At 37.9% G+C, this 16,069-nt stretch carries 15 protein-coding genes; 2 read left to right on the top strand and 13 right to left on the bottom strand.

Annotated elements, in window-relative coordinates; genetic code table 11:
• Positions 1-3: 3 nt before the first annotated feature.
• Genes HMPREF9225_RS04635 through HMPREF9225_RS09795 form a run of 7 tightly spaced genes read right to left on the bottom strand, consistent with a single transcriptional unit; the run spans position 4 to position 5,984 of the window.
• A complete protein-coding gene (locus HMPREF9225_RS04635; RefSeq protein ID WP_050748288.1) occupies positions 4-414 on the bottom strand; it encodes a PaaI family thioesterase in 411 nt (136 codons plus the stop codon).
• Positions 411-1,451, bottom strand: coding sequence for a DNA polymerase IV (locus tag HMPREF9225_RS04630; RefSeq protein ID WP_008901787.1), 1,041 nt, complete (start codon positions 1,449-1,451; stop codon positions 411-413). Before HMPREF9225_RS04630 ends, HMPREF9225_RS04635 begins: the two co-directional genes overlap by 4 nt.
• A complete protein-coding gene (locus tag HMPREF9225_RS04625; RefSeq protein ID WP_008901786.1) occupies positions 1,448-2,065 on the bottom strand; it encodes an HAD family hydrolase in 618 nt (205 codons plus the stop codon). The genes HMPREF9225_RS04630 and HMPREF9225_RS04625 overlap by 4 nt, the downstream gene beginning before the upstream one ends.
• A complete protein-coding gene (locus tag HMPREF9225_RS04620) occupies positions 2,062-3,204 on the bottom strand; it encodes a thioredoxin family protein (RefSeq protein WP_008901785.1) in 1,143 nt (380 codons plus the stop codon). Before HMPREF9225_RS04620 ends, HMPREF9225_RS04625 begins: the two co-directional genes overlap by 4 nt.
• Entirely contained in the window at positions 3,192-4,079 is an 888-nt protein-coding gene (locus tag HMPREF9225_RS04615) for an NAD(P)/FAD-dependent oxidoreductase (RefSeq protein ID WP_008901784.1), read from the bottom strand. Before HMPREF9225_RS04615 ends, HMPREF9225_RS04620 begins: the two co-directional genes overlap by 13 nt.
• The gene (locus HMPREF9225_RS04610) at positions 4,069-4,836 is read right to left on the bottom strand and encodes an Mrp/NBP35 family ATP-binding protein (RefSeq protein ID WP_008901783.1); all 768 of its coding nucleotides are present in this window, start codon (positions 4,834-4,836) and stop codon (positions 4,069-4,071) included. The genes HMPREF9225_RS04615 and HMPREF9225_RS04610 overlap by 11 nt, the downstream gene beginning before the upstream one ends.
• Entirely contained in the window at positions 4,833-5,984 is a 1,152-nt protein-coding gene (locus tag HMPREF9225_RS09795; RefSeq protein WP_008901782.1) for a DNA-methyltransferase, read from the bottom strand. The genes HMPREF9225_RS04610 and HMPREF9225_RS09795 overlap by 4 nt, the downstream gene beginning before the upstream one ends.
• A gap of 73 nt (positions 5,985-6,057) precedes the next feature.
• On the opposite strand from HMPREF9225_RS09795, the gene HMPREF9225_RS04600 reads away from it, so the two are divergent.
• The gene (locus tag HMPREF9225_RS04600) at positions 6,058-6,348 is read left to right on the top strand and encodes a hypothetical protein (RefSeq protein ID WP_008901781.1); all 291 of its coding nucleotides are present in this window, start codon (positions 6,058-6,060) and stop codon (positions 6,346-6,348) included.
• Here HMPREF9225_RS04600 and HMPREF9225_RS04595 read toward each other — a convergent pair.
• The 6 genes from HMPREF9225_RS04595 to HMPREF9225_RS04570 all read right to left on the bottom strand — a co-directional run bounded on the left by HMPREF9225_RS04595 (position 6,336) and on the right by HMPREF9225_RS04570 (position 14,875).
• A complete protein-coding gene (locus HMPREF9225_RS04595) occupies positions 6,336-6,944 on the bottom strand; it encodes a histidine phosphatase family protein (RefSeq protein WP_008901780.1) in 609 nt (202 codons plus the stop codon). The genes HMPREF9225_RS04600 and HMPREF9225_RS04595 overlap by 13 nt on opposite strands.
• The gene (locus HMPREF9225_RS04590; protein ID WP_008901779.1) at positions 6,941-7,930 is read right to left on the bottom strand and encodes an asparaginase; all 990 of its coding nucleotides are present in this window, start codon (positions 7,928-7,930) and stop codon (positions 6,941-6,943) included. Before HMPREF9225_RS04590 ends, HMPREF9225_RS04595 begins: the two co-directional genes overlap by 4 nt.
• Positions 7,927-10,569 carry a valine--tRNA ligase gene (locus tag HMPREF9225_RS04585; RefSeq protein WP_040551320.1) on the bottom strand — a complete coding sequence of 881 codons (2,643 nt, stop codon included), beginning with the start codon at positions 10,567-10,569 and terminating at the stop codon, positions 7,927-7,929. Before HMPREF9225_RS04585 ends, HMPREF9225_RS04590 begins: the two co-directional genes overlap by 4 nt.
• Positions 10,570-10,837: 268 nt before the next feature.
• Positions 10,838-12,616 (bottom strand): oligoendopeptidase F, encoded by a 1,779-nt coding sequence (gene pepF, locus HMPREF9225_RS04580; protein WP_008901777.1) that lies wholly within the window; start codon positions 12,614-12,616, stop codon positions 10,838-10,840.
• On the bottom strand, positions 12,613-13,602 hold the full coding sequence (trpS, locus tag HMPREF9225_RS04575; protein WP_008901776.1) for a tryptophan--tRNA ligase: 990 nt from the start codon (positions 13,600-13,602) through the stop codon (positions 12,613-12,615). Before trpS ends, pepF begins: the two co-directional genes overlap by 4 nt.
• A gap of 4 nt (positions 13,603-13,606) precedes the next feature.
• Entirely contained in the window at positions 13,607-14,875 is a 1,269-nt protein-coding gene (locus tag HMPREF9225_RS04570; RefSeq protein WP_008901775.1) for an amidohydrolase, read from the bottom strand.
• Between the two features lie 169 nt (positions 14,876-15,044).
• On the opposite strand from HMPREF9225_RS04570, the gene rpsD reads away from it, so the two are divergent.
• Positions 15,045-15,641: a 30S ribosomal protein S4 gene (gene rpsD / locus HMPREF9225_RS04565; RefSeq protein ID WP_023059965.1), complete on the top strand. Its 597-nt coding sequence runs from the start codon at positions 15,045-15,047 to the stop codon at positions 15,639-15,641.
• The last annotated feature ends 428 nt before the right edge of the window (positions 15,642-16,069 follow it).

The following is a 16,069-nucleotide window of genomic DNA, read 5'->3' as shown; positions in this document are numbered from 1 at the left end:
TAACTAAAGATTAACTATTTTAAGTGCTTTTGACGCGTAAAATGTAAATGTTCCTATGAGCAGTAGTGTCCCTTCTTCGGACCTCACTTCTGCTTCTACTACATAGGTGGTTGTGCCTTTGTGAATGTATCTTGTATGGGTGTAAAGTGTCCCTCCGTTTATATTTCCAACGAAGTTGACATTTGATTGCATGGTCACTGCAGTTTTGCCATCGTCTATCATAAGAAGTCCTGCCGCTGTATCCGCCAAGGTGAATAGTACTCCGCCGTGGTACATTCCAAATGCGTTTAGATGTTTCTTGTCCCCTTCCATCTTGAGCCTGTAGTCGTCGCCTTCTCTTCCTAGATAGGTGATGTTATTTTCTTCGATAAATGGTCCTGTCAGTTCTTTTGCTAAGAGTTTCTTGTCTTTCAATATTTGTTCTCCCAAAAATTTAGCTGTATCTTTTTTCTATCCACTAGGCTCGATGCTGTGATGCCAAGGAGCCTTAATCTTTCTCTATTTTCCAATTTGTCGTAGAGTTCTTCTGCGATATTTTTTATATCTTCGTACTTTTCTATGCTTTCCAAAAATGTTTTGGAGATGGTATGGATTTTAAATTTATCCGTTTTTATTTTAATTGTGATGGTCATGGCGGATTTGTCTATCCGCTTTAGATCTTCCGAGAGTTCTTTTGAGAATCTGTCTATATATTCGTAGAGGATTTTCTCATCTCCTGTCGGTGTAAATGTCCTCTCAACTCCCATGGATTTCCTCTTTCTGTCGCCTTTTACTTCTCTTCTGTCGATGCCTCTTATTCTGTCGTAGAGTTCGTGCCCCATCTTGTTAAATTCCAAAGTCATGTACTCACGGCTTAGACTCATTAAATCCTTGACATTATTTATTCCAAGCTCTCTTAGTCTATCTTCTGAGACTTTTCCAATGCCATGGACTTTTGAGATGTCTAAGTCATATAGAATCTCCGGCACCATGTCTTCGTCAATCTCCATAAATCCGTCTGGTTTGTTCCAATCCGATGCGATTTTCGCAAGAAATTTGTTGTAGGAGAGTCCTACTGAGATGGTGAGCCCCGTCTTTTCTTTGACTTCTGATTTTATCTTCATTGCAAGTTCTCTTCCGTCTTCTGTACCTGCGATGTCAAGGTATGCTTCGTCGATGGAGACCTGTTCTATTACTTTTGCGTAGGTTTTTAAGATTGAAAATACTTCGATGCTCTTTTCTTTATAGCGATACATCCTCCCCGGCACGATGATTACTTGCGGGCAGAGGCTTCTCGCCATAAAAATGGGCATGGCGGAATGGAGTCCGAACTTTCTCGCTTCATAATTTGCGGTGGTTATGACTCCTCTTCTGCTTCTACCTCCAACCACTACTGGTTTTCCTTTTAAATTTGGATTGTCTAATTCTTCAACAGATGCGTAAAATGCATCTATATCTACGTGCAGTATCATTTCCACACTAAGTTTCTAAATCCTTCTTCTCTCACGTTGGAGTTGATCAAGTATCTGTTGGCGGTCAGTTCCATCATGTACTTGTCATCTCTATAGGAGTCGGAGTAGGATCTGGAATTGTCGTAGTCGATGGCTTCGTTTGTATTTTCTAGATAGGATTCTATGCGTGCTACCTTTTCTTCTCTTCGGTTGTTGTTTCCTATGAGTTCGTTTAATCTGCCGAGACGGGTCCCGATTACAAAGTCAAAGCCGAGGTTGTCCCCGACTTTTTTCATGTAATTTTCGTAGGATGCGCTGACTAGTAGCAGCTCAAATCCATCTTTTTTTAATTCTTCTAATTCTTCCAGTGCGTCTTTGTAGTAGTATTTTGGCAAGACTTCGTTTACAAATTCATCTATATCTTCTTCTGTCAAATAGTCAAAGATTTTCGCCATTTTATTCTTGGTGGGATTGAAATCTCCGGTGAACTTGTACCCAATAAAGCTAATCCCGATGGATATTCCTTGCAGAAGAAAGTGCACTCCCATCTTCTTTCCATAGTTCTGCCATAAAATCTTTATAGAATCTCTGTCGGTTATAGTCTTATCGAAGTCGAAGATTGCGAATTTTTTCATTCTTCCTCCAATTTTTCTAGGAAGTCTTCGTAGTTTAGTTTGCCGACGAATCTATGTTTTTCTTGTCCATCCTTTAGAATTACAGTGGTTGGATAAGATTTGATATCTTTTTCTTTTCTATACATTTCTTCGTCTGATAGGTCCATGTAGTAGGATTTGAAATCAAATTCCTTGTGGGCATCGGATACCATGTCGATGGCTCCTTCGCAGTGAACACAGTCTCTACTTCCATAGATGATTACTCCGTCTGTAAGTTCTTGTAGGTCATCCATGTTAAGTACAGATGTACCAGTCTTGTTGATCTTGTCCATTCTTCTGATATTTTCATGTTCCATTCTTGATCCGTACATGTCTATATATTGTCTATAATCATCTTCTTCGATTTCGTCTACTCCGTCAAAACATGGTGTTAAGAAGTCGATTGGAGTCTTTAGAAGTTCTATCTTTTCTTGGAATTTGTAGTATTCATCATAGACCAATATAATTCCAAGGTCATTTAAAACTAGTACCACTTTATCTTCCACATTTAACACTTGGGCTCTGTTCTTCACATTGAAGGCGTAGTCGTTTATGCCTTCAATTAAACCCATAGTTTTGAAGTTGATTGTACTATATGCAATCTTTGTGATTGGATTTATTTCTAGTACAGTTAGGTTATCCTTTGCGATTATTCTAAGGTGACCTGCTCCTTTTTGTCCTTCTGCAATCATGCGAGCATCTATTATTTCATTTACTCCAAGTTCTAGAGCTGTAACTTCGTAGAGTGGGTTTAAACTTTCGTCATAGATTGCTACAAATTCTGGTGAACCTATAAGGATGTTGCCCGGTGCAAATCTCATGTCCCCTTGTCTTGAATATATATTTTCTTTCAAAACTTGGATGGAGTTTACATCAAATTTAAATGTACGCACTAGGTCTACTCCCTTGTACATTTGGAAAAATCTCGTCTTAACTATGAAGTAATCTTCTGAAAAGTCGATTACATTTCCCTTAAATTCTAATTTTTCTTTGCCGTGGTAGGTGTCTTTGTAGACATAGTTTGGTCCGGATTTTTTCCAGAATGAACCTTTCTTTATTTTATTTAATTTACCTTCGTTGTATTCATATAGATAGTTTGAACTTGAGATTAAAAGGCGCATTTTCTAAGCTCCTTTCCTACACTTATGGCAGCTTGTGCTCCAGTTGCTTGGGCTGTTACAAGTTGTCCAAAGGATCCTTCGATACAGTCTCCGCAGGCATATACTTTGTCCACTGAGGTCTTTAGATTCTTGTCCACATAGATATAGCCATATTCGTCTTTTTTAACTTCGTCAAAGATTTCTGTTTCTGGTGTAAATCCGATGTAAATAAATGTTCCTTCTGTTTCGAATTCTACTTCTTTGCCGTCTTTTTGGTATACAAGTTTGTCTCTATATACGTCTGTAACTTTTGCATTGAATTCAAATTTTATATTTTCTATATTCTTTGCCATTTCATAGGTGGTGTGGTCGCAGCTTGGTGCATCTACATCAGAGAAAATAGTCACGTCCTTTGCAATGTTTGATAGATAGATTGCAGAGTCCACTCCATTGTTTCCCGCTCCTATGACACTTATTGACTTGCCTTTGAAATTGCTTCCATCGCATAGTGCACAGAATGATGTGTTGTCAAAGTTGTGGATTTCAATTCCTGAGCTAAGTCTCTTGGTTCCGGTTGCTATGATTAAGTAATCTGATACGATTTCTCTTCTCTTGGTGGAGATTTTAAATTTGTCTCCTTCTCTTTCAATATTGGTTACTGAGCCTCTTATAAATTTGCCATCGTATAGGTCGATTTGACTTCTTAGGCACATGATATACTCTCTTCCAGAAATATCTACGATTCCTGGGTAGTTCTTGATGGATATAGCTTCTAGGATATTTCCACCGTATTCGTTCTTTTCGATAATGACGTGGTCGATGCCTGCTCTTAATAGGTATAGAGAGGCGGTTAGTCCTGCTGGACCTCCTCCGACAATACATACTCTAGTTTTCAAGTTCTAAAATCTCCTTTACTGTTGGTTCTAATTCTTTAATAAATATATCGTCTCCATATCCATGATCCATGTTTTCTGCGTTGGTCATATCAAATGGTAGCTTGGATATATTTTCTACCTTGTGTCTCTTTGCAATCTCATCTATGTTTGATTCGCCGAAGATGTAGTGCTTTTCCATGCAGGATGGGCATACGAAGTAGCTCATATTTTCTACCAGTGAAAGCACCTTTATATTCATAAGTTTAGCCATGTTTATAGATTTTTCTACGATTTGTCCTACCAGTTGTTGTGGTGTTGAGACTATGACCACTCCATCGAGTGGAAGTGATTGGAATACTGTAAGTGCTACGTCTCCTGTTCCCGGTGGCATGTCCACAAGTAGGTAGTCCAAATCTCCCCATCTTACATCTTTAAAAAATTGGTTTATGGCTTGACCAACGATCGGTCCTCTCCATAGCACTGGTTGGGTCGGATCTCCTAGGATTAAATTTACAGAGATTACTTTTACTCCTGCGTTAGATTCTTTTGGTAGGATTTCTTGTCCATTTGAAAGTGCCATCTCCTCCATGCCAAATGCCTTTGGAATTGATGGTCCTGTTATATCAGCATCTAGGATGCCGACTTTCTTTCCTCTTCTAGTGAGTTCTGCTGCAAGAGCTGTAGTAACTGTGGATTTACCCACACCTCCCTTGCCTGAGACAACTCCAACTACATGAGCGATATTACTGTGTTCGTTTTGTTTAAATTTTTCAATCATTTTCTTACCTCTATTACTTTAAATTTTCCAAATATATTTTCTAAATATATGTAATTATATTTTGCTTTATTTATTTCTGAGTACTCTTTGAAATCTTGGAACTGAATTCCGTCCACTGAAACCATGATTTTCTTTACATATGCCCTTTTAAGTTCGCCGCCATTTTCTATTTCGCAGGTAAACTCACCGTCTATAAATTCACTTCTAAATTCGAATTTACGATTTGAAAAGTATGTTGCATCTTCTAAATATTCTCTTGCAACGGAGCAAGAATATTCGGATATGTCCCCGTGAATATAGTGTCTTTTCAAGATGGATGCAGCTTTTGCAGTGGATCCTGAACCGCCAAATATATCTAGCACAGTCATGCCTTCTTCTGTCGTCGACTCGATGATTCTTCTCAGAAGTTCAAAAGGTTTTTGGCTCGGGTACTTCACCCTCTCCGATGAGGTCCGTCCTACCATGTCTATGTTCCACACGTCCTTCATGTTTACCATTGTGTAGTAGCCGAGATGGTCTTTGTATTCCTTCACACCTTTAAAATTGTAGGGTTTAAAATCTCTATTGTAGGATTTTTCTTTCAGTGGTTTGAAGATTTTTTGCCTATAATCCTTTGAGTAGAATAGAATATTGTCATGCTTTTTGGAAAAAGATTTCTTGCCAGCACCGCCGCTTTTGTAGGACCAGATGATTTCATTTACAAAGTTACTATCTCCAAATACCTTGTCCATTATGAGTTTTAACTCCGACGATGTTCTATAATCTACATGAAGAAAGATGGATCCAGTTTCTTTTAAAAGATTTTTAAGTCTTGTAAGAATCTCATACATCCAAAGTAAGAATTCATCCTTGTCCAAGTTGTCCTCATAACAATCCTTGTAGATCTTCTCATCTCCCGCATCAATTTCTATGCCAAAGGTCTTGCCAGTGTTAAATGGTGGGTCAATATAGATCAGGTCCACGAGAATTTTATTTTCTTTTAGAAAATTTATGGTTTCAAAACCATCTGCAAGGACGACTAAGTTTTTTGGATTGCCATCTAGAATTTTTTTAATTTTTTTATTATTTTTTAAATTTCTCTCGGCGTTATTTTTTATTAGAGAGCCGTCGTCTCTTAAAATATCCGAAAGTGTAATTCTATGACTCATGAGTTAATTATATCATTTATTCACAATTCTTGAAAATGTTTCTATTATTTAGTAGAATAATTATGGTGATATTATGAAAATTGAATTTGATAAAGGGGTAAAAGAATACCTTTTAAAAAAAGATATGAAGTCTTTCCATATTGATCACGGTCTTCAAGGCTGCTGTGGCGTGTCTGGAATCTGCGAACTTGAAGTTACAAAAGGCGTGCCAGATACTGGTAGCTACAGAATGTTTCAAGTGGATGGCTTCGACATATATGTAAACAATATGCTTAAATTTAAAGATGACACTATGAAGATAGTGTTCTCCAGCTTTTTATTTTCAAAAAAATTAGCTGTAGACGGTTATGACTACAGCGAATAGTTCCTATTTTTACTTTTAGGAGCTTTTTTTATAATTTTTAATCTATTCCCTCTACATTCTACCAAGTTGTATTGGGAATTTCTTCTTTTGCCATTGGACCAAAATTTTTCCATTGGCACTTTTTCTATATAATCTAAGATTGCACAGAGGGTGACTCCGTGAGTTACTATTAGCACGTTTGTATAATCCTTATAAAATATACATTCGTTAAAGAATCTATCCACCCTTTCCATTAGATCGTAGAGATCTTCTCCGCTTGGATTCCTGAAATCTTGCGGCTCTTTGAAGTAGGTATCTATGGATTTTCTGTGTTCTCTTCTGATTCTCTCAAGACTTTTTCCGCTCCACATGCCTACGTCTATTTCTCTAAGGAGTGGAGTTTTTTCTATTTCAACTTCATCTCCTACGATTAATCTAGCACTGTGGTAGGCTCTATAAAGATCCGATGAAAATACCTTGTCGAATTTTATTTTATATTTTCTTAAACTCAGAGCAAGTTCGATGCCTTCTTCTGTAAGTGGCGAATCGAGATGTCCCTGGTTGATTGCCAATGTGTTCCAAAGTGTTTTTGAATGTCTCGTTATATAAAGGTTCATGTCAAAAGGATATCCTTGTTTACTTGAGTGTAGAAGAGTTTCTTCACTTCTGCTGGGTCCTTTGTGATTGCTAAGATCCACATTAGTTTTACCACACAGGACTCTACCACCATGTCATAGGCTTCGATTACTCCTCCGGTCTTTAGAAATTTATATCCAACTTCGTAGGTCTTCGCATCGGAGCCTTCAAGCATTACTTGAGTGGATAGAACCACCACTTTGTCCTTATGTTTACTAAGTTCTTGTAAAAAATTTCTTCTAGATTCAAATGGAATTCCTCCCACACCGTAGGTTTCTAGTACTACCGCGTCATAGGATTTAAAGATATAGTTTAAAATATCCGGCTCCATTCCCGGAGTTAGTTTAAGTAAAAACACTTTTGGATTTAGTTCATTGTAGAAGGTTGGCTCGCAGGTATCTTTCCTCTCGTCCACATATCTAAATATTCTCGGTCCATCTATAAATGCCGCCACTGGATAGTTTATAGAATCAAAGGCGGAATATGATTTAGATCTTAGTTTCTTTGCCCTGGTACCGATGATCGCCTTGCCATCGAAGACTACGTAGACTCCTCTCACATCGTCTTGAGATGCAAATCTAATTGCGTCCATAAGATTTTTAACTCCATCGGTTATGGAATCTGTAATAGGTTTTTGTGATCCAGTTAGGACTATGGGCTTGTTAAAGTTTTGAATTAAGTAGGATAGTGCGGCGGAGGTGTAAGCCATGGTGTCTGTGCCGTGGGTGATTACATATCCGTCATAGCCATCGTTTTTTCTAATTTCTTCTGCGATTTGAAGCCAGTGTTCCGGCTCAATATTGGTAGAATCTATATTTAAAATCTGTTTTACTTCTACATCGGCAAACTCTTTTACATCTGGCACGTAGGATAGAAGTTCTTCTGCAGTTGTACCTGGACTTAGTCCATCTTCAGTAGCAACGGAGGCGATGGTGCCCCCGGTTGCTAGTAAAAGTATTTTTTTCATAGTTTTTTTCTGATCTCTTCTATTCTATTTTCAACTTGTACTTTCATTTCTTCGTACTTAACGAGTTTGTCTTTTTCTTCTTGAACTACGCTTTCTGGTGCCTTCTTAACGAATCCTTCGTTTGCAAGTTTCTTAGTTGCCCTTGTGATTTCTGAGGTAAGTTTTTCGCTTTCTTTTTCGAGTCTTTCTAATTCTTCCGCGTAGTTTATAAGCTCACTCATAGGAAGCATTAGCTCTGCCCTATCTAGCACAATTGATACGCTATCTTCGATCTTTTCTTCTGTGAAGATGAGTTCAGTTCCAAATCCTAAAGTAAGGAGAGTTTCCATTCCAAGTTCAAAGGTCTTCTTGATTTCTGCATCTTCAGTCTTTACGAAGAGTTCTGATTTCTTGCTATTAGGTACGTCTAGTTCGCTTCTTGCGTTTCTGATCTTTCTTATAACATCTTTTAGATATTCAACTCTGTCAAAGTCTTCTTTGAAGATAAGTTTTTTGTCCACTACTGGGAAATCTTCTACGATTATAGCTTTTTCTACTCCTGGTAGGTGAGAATATATTTCTTCAGTGATAAATGGCATAAATGGATGAAGTAGTTTCAAGATATCTTTTAGAACTTTTAGAAGTACTTCTTTAGCTGCAGTCTTAGATGGAGAGTCTTCGCCATAAAGTCTTGGCTTAACCATTTCGATGTACCAGTCACAGTATTCGTTCCAGATAAAGTCGTAGATTTCATTTGCTGCTAGTCCGATTTCATATTTATCCAAGTGGGTTGTCACTTCGTCAATAGTTTCTTGAAGTTTGGTTAGAATCCATTTATCTTCTTGAGTAAATGCATTTACCACGAGCACTTTTTCTTGGTCGCTATCTTCTAGGTTCATTAGCACAAATCTAGATGCGTTCCAAAGTTTATTGGCGAAGTTTCTGTTTGCTTCTACTCTTTCGTAGTAGAATCTCATGTCGTTTCCTGGACTATTTCCAGTTACGAGGGTAAATCTAAGTGCGTCTGCACCGTATTTATCTATTACTTCTAGTGGGTCGATTCCGTTTCCAAGTGACTTACTCATCTTTCTTCCTTGGGCATCGTTTACAAGTCCTGTGAATAGTACGTCCTTAAATGGAACTTCTCCCATTTGTTCTAGGGAACTAAAGATCATTCTAGAAACCCAGAAGAAAATAATATCGTAGCCTGTGATTAGCACGTCTGTTGGGAAGAAGTAATCTAGGTCCGCAGTCTTGTCCGGCCAACCAAGGGTTGAGAATGGCCATAGTGCTGATGAAAACCATGTGTCTAGAGTATCTTCGTCGTGTTTTATGGTAAGTCCTTTATATTTTTCATCTAGGGATGGGTCTGTACGACTAACGATGGTTTCGCCAGTTTCTTCCACATAGTAAACAGGAAGTCTATGTCCCCACCATAGTTGTCTTGAGATACACCAGTCCCTTATATTTTCAAGCCAGTTAACATATACTTTTGCAAATCTCTCTGGGATGAAGTTCACTTCGCCCCTTTTGTATGCTTCTAGTGCAGGTTTTGCAAGTGGCTCCATCTTAACGAACCATTGTTTAGAAATAAGTGGCTCTATTGTTGTCTTACATCTTTCGCAAACTCCAACTGCGTGGTCGTGTTTTTCTTCCTTTGAAAAGTATCCAAGTTCTTTGAAGTCTTCGATGATTTTCTTTCTTGCTTCTTTTATGGTTAGTCCGCAGTACTTGCCAGCTAGTTCATTTAAATGTCCGTCGTCGGTGAAGATTTTCTTCTGTCCGAGATTATGTCTTTCTCCAACTTCGAAGTCATTTACATCGTGGGATGGTGTGATCTTAACGGCACCACTTCCGAAGTCAAGTTCTACATAGTCGTCTTCTATAATAGGAATTTCTATTCCATCTAGAATAGGCACACGAACCTTCTTGCCAACTAGACCGAAGTATCTTTCGTCCTTAGGATTTACTGCAACTGCCAAGTCTCCAGGAATTGTTTCTGGTCTTGTGGTTGCGATTTCTACAAATCCATCTCCATCTACGAACGGATATTTGAAGTACCAAATTGAACCTTCTATGTCTTCGTGTTCAACTTCTGTATCGGAGATAGCAGTCTTACAAGATGGACACCAGTTTATAATTCTGTCGCCTCTGTAGATTAATCCCTTTTCATAAAGTCTTATGAATACTTCTTCAACCGCCTTTGAAAGATGTTCGTCCAAGGTGAAGCTATCTCTTGTCCAGTCGCAGGAAACTCCAAGTTTTTTAAGTTGGTTCTTGATATTTCCGCCGTACTTGTGAGTCCAATCCCAAGCTTCTTCCAAGAACCCTTCTCTGCCGATCATCTCCTTGGTCTTGCCTTCTTTTTTCATCTTCTCTACAACTTTTGCTTCTGTGGAGATGGATGCATGGTCTGTGCCAGGTACCCAAAGGGCACTGTAACCTTGCATTCTCTTGGTACGAATTAAAATATCTTGTAAAGTGTTATTAAGGGCGTGACCCATGTGTAGGTTTCCCGTTACATTTGGTGGTGGCATCATAATTGTAAATGGTTTTTTATTCTTATCTATTTCCGGTGTAAAGTATCCACCTTTCATCCAAAAATCATAGAGTCTATCTTCAAATGATTTCGGATCATATGTTTTATCTAAGCTCTTCATAAATCCTCCTCGTAATTTATTTTTTGATTGATATAAAAAATACCGCATTCTTCATCATAAGGACGAAGGACGCGGTACCACCTTAATTCCCGTTGCCGGGCTCTCAAAGATTATATCGTAATCAACGTGTGAAATTAACTTTGCAACCTTCAAAACTTCATCTTGAAATCTCTCACCAACCGATTTCTCTCTAAAAAGAATCCATTCCTACTCCTCAAAGCCTATCATCTATTATATTATGTTTTATTATATCACAAATTTTTTCGTTTTAAATAAGTTTTTCAAGTTCATCAACTATACTTCCTATATAGGCGATGGTATTTTTAAGGGCAGCGTCTGTGCTTATGTCCACTCCACCAAGTTTTGCAAGGTCTTCGATCTTTAGAGTGCCACCTGCTTTAAGGGCTTCGATCCAGTTCTTCGCTCCATCTTCTTTTTCATAGATATTGTTTGCTGCGTTGGTTGAGATGGTAAGCCCTGCGGAATATGTGTAGGAATATAGTCCCATGAAGTAGTGAGGTTGTCTCATCCAAGTGAGTTCTGCTCCCTTATCCATAACTATTTCGTCTCCCCAGAATTTCTTAAGGGTGTTAAGTTTTAATTCTGATAGGATATCTGCATTTATAGGTTCTCCCTTGTCAACTAGGTAGTAGACTTCTCTTTGGTAGTGAGCTTCTAGTAGGTGGGTTACGAAGTTGTGGAAGTAGGTATTTGTAATCATGTTTGCAAGAATATATCTTCTAAATCTTTCGTCTGTTGTGTTCTTTAAAAGGTATTTTGAAAGCAAGATTTCGTTGCAAGTTGAAGGTGATTCTATAAAGTATAGGGATGGTTCTTCTTCCAATGCCTTGTTATTTTCTTGGGCATAGTGGAAGTGAACTCCGTGTCCGATTTCGTGTACCAAGGTGTAGAGTTCTGCAAATTCTCTAGTCCATGATAGAAGGATGTAGGATCCTTTTTTGTATGGGCTTGAACAGAATCCTCCAGTGGATTTGCCCACATTTGATGCGAAGTCAACCCATCTATCTGTCTTTGCACTCATGGCTACTTTTAGATATTCATCTCCCATTACAGATAGGGCTTCTTCAACGTACTTCCAAGATTCTTCTTCAGAAATTTCTTTGCTAAATTCTTTGTCTATTGGAAGTTTTAAATCCGCAAAGTGCATCTCATCGATTCCGTAGAATTTTTGAACTAATTTTTCAAATTTTCTCATAATTGGAGCGAGGTCTTCCATGATTACGTCTATTTGTCTATCATATAGTTCTCTCTTTACATCTTGACCAAAAAGATGGTAGTCGATTAGAGAATCGAATCCGCACATAGTAGCCTTGGTCTTTTCAATATTTAGATACATTTCGTAGAGGCTTGCAGTTGTGTTTTTATAGTTTTCTAGAGTCTTGGAAAAAGATTCAAATGCAGCTCTACGCACCTTTAAATCTTCGTGGTATTGGTAGAAGTTTTCGAAGAGAACGTAGGAATTTTCATAGGTCTTTCCATCCACTTCGAAACTGTCAAACTTCATATCTGCAAGTTTTGAGATTTCGTAGGTGTTATAAGGTCCGTTTAATGCATAGGAAAGTGATGCGAAGACTTTGGATTCTTCATCTGATAGAACATGACCCTTCATTCTCAAAATACTATCTAGGAATACATGGTAATCTTCATAAGTTTTTTTGTAATCGTCTATTATTTTTTCATCTAGTGATAGAATTAAATTTTCAACGAAGCTTATCTTTTCAAAGATTGGAGAAAAACTCATGTCTATTGTGTTTGCGAAGTTTACATTGTCAGTATCTGTCATGTCTGTGGTGGAAATAAGTTCTGAGTATGTGCTAAGTCTAGATACTTTAATCATAAGTTCTTCGTATAGATCTAGAAAATTTTTAAGTTCTTCCTTAGTCTTTAAATTTTTAAGTTCTGCCATCTTGTCTGCTATTTCACTAGCAGATTTTATATCGGATTTTACTGCGTCCCTATCCTTGTAGAGTCTAGTAATATCCCATTTTAATTCTTCTTTAACTTCACTTCTTAGTGGTAATTTCATAGTTGTACAAATCCTACCTTTCTTCTTACTTTTTTCATGGTGCGTTCAGCCAGTCTTTCTGCTTTTTCGTCGCCTGCTTTTAATATTTCTTCTAAATATGTCTTATCTTGTCTGATTTCTTTGAATCTCGTTCTAACAGGTTTAAGTCCATCGACTACTAGTTCTGCAAGTTCTTCTTTAAAGACTCCGTAGCCAACTCCTTCGTACTTCTTCACGATTTCCTCTGGAGTTAAATCTGCAAATACTGAGTAGATGTCGATTAAATTTTTAAGTCCCGGTTGATCGTCGGTGTAGTTTATGATTCCAATTGAGTCTGTCACTGCGCGTTTTATCTTTCTCGCCGTAGCCTTGTCGTCTTCAATGAGATAGATGCTTGCATTTTCATCTGGATCAGATTTACTCATCTTGGCAGTTGGATCTTGAAGTGACATGATCCTTGCTCCCTTTTTTGCTCTCATCATCTCTGGAACGACGAAAGTTTCTGAGTATCTAGAGTTAAATCTCTCTGCAATGTCCCTGGTAAGTTCCATATGTTGTGTTTGGTCGTCTCCTACAGGTACGAAGTTTGTGCCATAGAGAAGAATGTCCGCTGCCATTAGTACAGGATAGAACAATAGTCCTGCGTTTAATTCCTTTTGTTTTGCAGCCTTGTCCTTGTACTGTGTCATCCTTTGAAGTTGACCAAGTCCTGTGATAGTTCCTAGAATCCATGAGAGTTCCGCGTGTTGTTTTACATGGGATTGGATGTATAGAATTGATTTTTCTGGGTCAAGTCCTGCAGCTAAGTATAGGGATGCTAAATCTAGACTAGTAGCCCTAAGGTCCTTTGGAACTTGTGGCACAGTTATTGCGTGCATGTCAACTATACAGTAAAGACAGTTGTATTCGTCTTGTAATTCTGAAAAATTTTTGAGGGCACCGATGTAGTTACCTAGAGTTAGATTACCTGAAGGTTGGATGCCTGAATATACGATTTTTTTATCCATTTTATCACCTACTAATTAAATCATTCATCGTTTCGTTTACGTCTTTTATAAGTTTATCTTCGTCAATATTTACAAATTTTCTATCCTCTAGCACGATTTTGCCATCGATTATAACCGTCTTTATGTCCTCGCTTGATGCAGAGTAACAAAGGGCGGATATGAGGTTGTTCTTTGGAGTGAAGTTTAGAGAATTTAAATCAAAGATGGAAATATCTGCAAGCCTTCCCTCTTCGATAGCTCCTGCATTTATATTTAGAGCTTCTGCTCCATTTATGGTCGCCATTCGTAAAACTTCTATCGCCTTCACAGCCTTTGGATCCATTTCAACAGCCTTGTTTACGATGGATGCGATGTGGATCTCTTCCAACATATTTTGGTTGTTGTTTGAAGAAGAACCGTCAGTTCCAAGGCAAACCTTGAGACCATTTGCAAGAAGTTTCTTAACGGGAGTAAATCCACTTGCAAGTTTTAGATTGGAGCTTGGATTGTAGACAGGATAGAATTCTTTGTCCTTTACAATCTCTATTTCCTCATCAGTAATGTGCACACAGTGAGCAGCCACCGTTGGAAGCTCAAGAAGTCCAAGAGAATTGACGTACTCAATAGGAGTCATATTATATTTTTCAAGAGAGTCTCTAACTTCCGTCTCAGTTTCACTAAGGTGGATGTTGATTCTACCTCCGTACTCTTTTGCAACTTCAATAACTTCTTTTAAATATTCAGTAGAGCTAGTGTAGATTGCGTGAGGTCCTGGGAAAAGCGTAACCCTTCCATCTAATGCTCCATTATATTTCTCGTAGCCTTCCTTGTGCTCTCTTATGGAGATGGAACCGTCTTCTACGTCCATCATGCCCCTGGTAATAGCACCTCTTATTCCAATCTCTTCCATCGCTCGATATACAGGCTCGATTGGAAAATACATATCACAAAAAGTTGTTGCACCAGATTTAATCATCTCAGCCATACTCATAAGAGAACCGATGTAGACGTCCTCTGGATTTAGTTTCGCTTCGATGGGCCAGATCTTTTCGCCAAGCCATTCCATCAGCTCCATATCATCAGCATAATTTCTAAAAAGACTCATGCCAAGATGGGTGTGAGCATTTACAAAACCAGGCACTGCCAATTTATTTTCTCCATCTAGCACTCGGTCATCTTCTATATTTAAATTTTCGCCAATCTTTTTAATATACTGACCATCTATGTAGATGTCCTGGTGTTCAAGGATTTTCCCACCGATTACATCTAGCACCGAAATATTTTTAATTAACATAATCGCTCCTAATAATTTATTACTACCTTAATATTATAACTAATATAATAATTTTTATAAAGTTTATTGAAAAATTTATCCTGTAGACTTTACAATTTTTCCAATGTCTTATATAATGTTAGAGGCATAAATTTTCGCGGCGAAAATTAATTATGTGGAGGCAATAATATTGGCAAAAATGATGGGACCTAGATTCAAAGAATCTAGAAGACTAGGATTAAACGTATGTGGTCACCCAAAAGCAAACAAGAGAATGACTAAGGGAACCGCAAGATCCGACAAGAAATTAACAGAATACGGAAAACAACTTTTAGAAAAACAAAGACTAAGAGCATACTATGGCGTACTTGAAAAACAATTCGTAAATCTTTTCAAAGAAGCTAAAAAAGCACCTGAACAAACAGGTACAGCTCTAGTTCAATTCCTTGAAATGAGACTTGACAACCTTGCTTACAGAATGGGATTTGCAAATTCTATTAGACAAGCAAGACAATTAGTATCTCACGGACATGTACATGTAAATGGAAAGAAACTTAACATTCCATCTTACAGATGCAAGCCAGGAGATGTGATTTCACTTTCACCAAGAGGAATGAAATCAGCAATTTTCAAAGAAAACTTTGAAACTAACTTCGTAACAAGTTACCCATACATTTCAAAGGATAAAAACTTCAAGGCAACACTTACAAGTGTACCAGGTAGAGAAGATATTCCTATCGAAATTGAAGACCAACTAATCGTTGAGTTCTACTCAAAGAATATGTAATTTACAAAAAACTCCCTTTTCTGGTTGGGAGTTTTTTTATTTTTTGTAAAAGTTGGAATTTTTTAAGTTGCAAAGACTGGGCCCTCGGAGGTTATACCCGTTCGAAGCCCTAGCCGAAATCTTTGATTTCGTTGCAGGTTTTGTGCAAAGAGTCCCAAAGAAGACGAACAAAGTGAAGTCTGATTTGCAGAACTCGACTGCCTCTCAGGATGACTGCAATTGGGAGATAGTCTTACAAATAGTCCTAAAGGAAGGAAGTCACCCTGAGCGGAGACGGTGGAGTTTTAACGAAACCGTCGAAGTCGAATGGGTATAACCATGGTGGAGTTAAGTATGGATGATTAATGTATTCACTTCAAATGAACTATTAATAATAAAGATAAATAAATATCCTTTGCATAACCTAAACTTATTCTTTCTTCTTCAAA

It is taken from the genome of Peptoniphilus duerdenii ATCC BAA-1640 (genome assembly GCF_000146345.1).
Taxonomy (GTDB): domain Bacteria; phylum Bacillota; class Clostridia; order Tissierellales; family Peptoniphilaceae; genus Peptoniphilus_B; species Peptoniphilus_B duerdenii.
This window is presented reverse-complemented; position numbering and strand designations above follow the sequence as displayed.

What these genes read in the sequence shown, in the direction of transcription:
- HMPREF9225_RS09795 (WP_008901782.1), bottom strand. Translation starts at nt 5,984, where the DNA reads ATGAGTCATAGAATTACACTTTCGGATATTTTAAGAGACGACGGCTCT.
- trpS (WP_008901776.1), bottom strand. Translation starts at nt 13,602, where the DNA reads ATGGATAAAAAAATCGTATATTCAGGCATCCAACCTTCAGGTAATCTA.
- HMPREF9225_RS04590 (WP_008901779.1), bottom strand. Translation starts at nt 7,930, where the DNA reads ATGAAAAAAATACTTTTACTAGCAACCGGGGGCACCATCGCCTCCGTT.
- HMPREF9225_RS04600 (WP_008901781.1), top strand. Translation starts at nt 6,058, where the DNA reads ATGAAAATTGAATTTGATAAAGGGGTAAAAGAATACCTTTTAAAAAAA.
- HMPREF9225_RS04570 (WP_008901775.1), bottom strand. Translation starts at nt 14,875, where the DNA reads ATGTTAATTAAAAATATTTCGGTGCTAGATGTAATCGGTGGGAAAATC.
- HMPREF9225_RS04585 (WP_040551320.1), bottom strand. Translation starts at nt 10,569, where the DNA reads ATGAAGAGCTTAGATAAAACATATGATCCGAAATCATTTGAAGATAGA.
- HMPREF9225_RS04625 (WP_008901786.1), bottom strand. Translation starts at nt 2,065, where the DNA reads ATGAAAAAATTCGCAATCTTCGACTTCGATAAGACTATAACCGACAGA.
- HMPREF9225_RS04630 (WP_008901787.1), bottom strand. Translation starts at nt 1,451, where the DNA reads ATGATACTGCACGTAGATATAGATGCATTTTACGCATCTGTTGAAGAA.
- HMPREF9225_RS04620 (WP_008901785.1), bottom strand. Translation starts at nt 3,204, where the DNA reads ATGCGCCTTTTAATCTCAAGTTCAAACTATCTATATGAATACAACGAA.
- HMPREF9225_RS04610 (WP_008901783.1), bottom strand. Translation starts at nt 4,836, where the DNA reads ATGATTGAAAAATTTAAACAAAACGAACACAGTAATATCGCTCATGTA.
- HMPREF9225_RS04595 (WP_008901780.1), bottom strand. Translation starts at nt 6,944, where the DNA reads ATGAACCTTTATATAACGAGACATTCAAAAACACTTTGGAACACATTG.
- pepF (WP_008901777.1), bottom strand. Translation starts at nt 12,616, where the DNA reads ATGAAATTACCACTAAGAAGTGAAGTTAAAGAAGAATTAAAATGGGAT.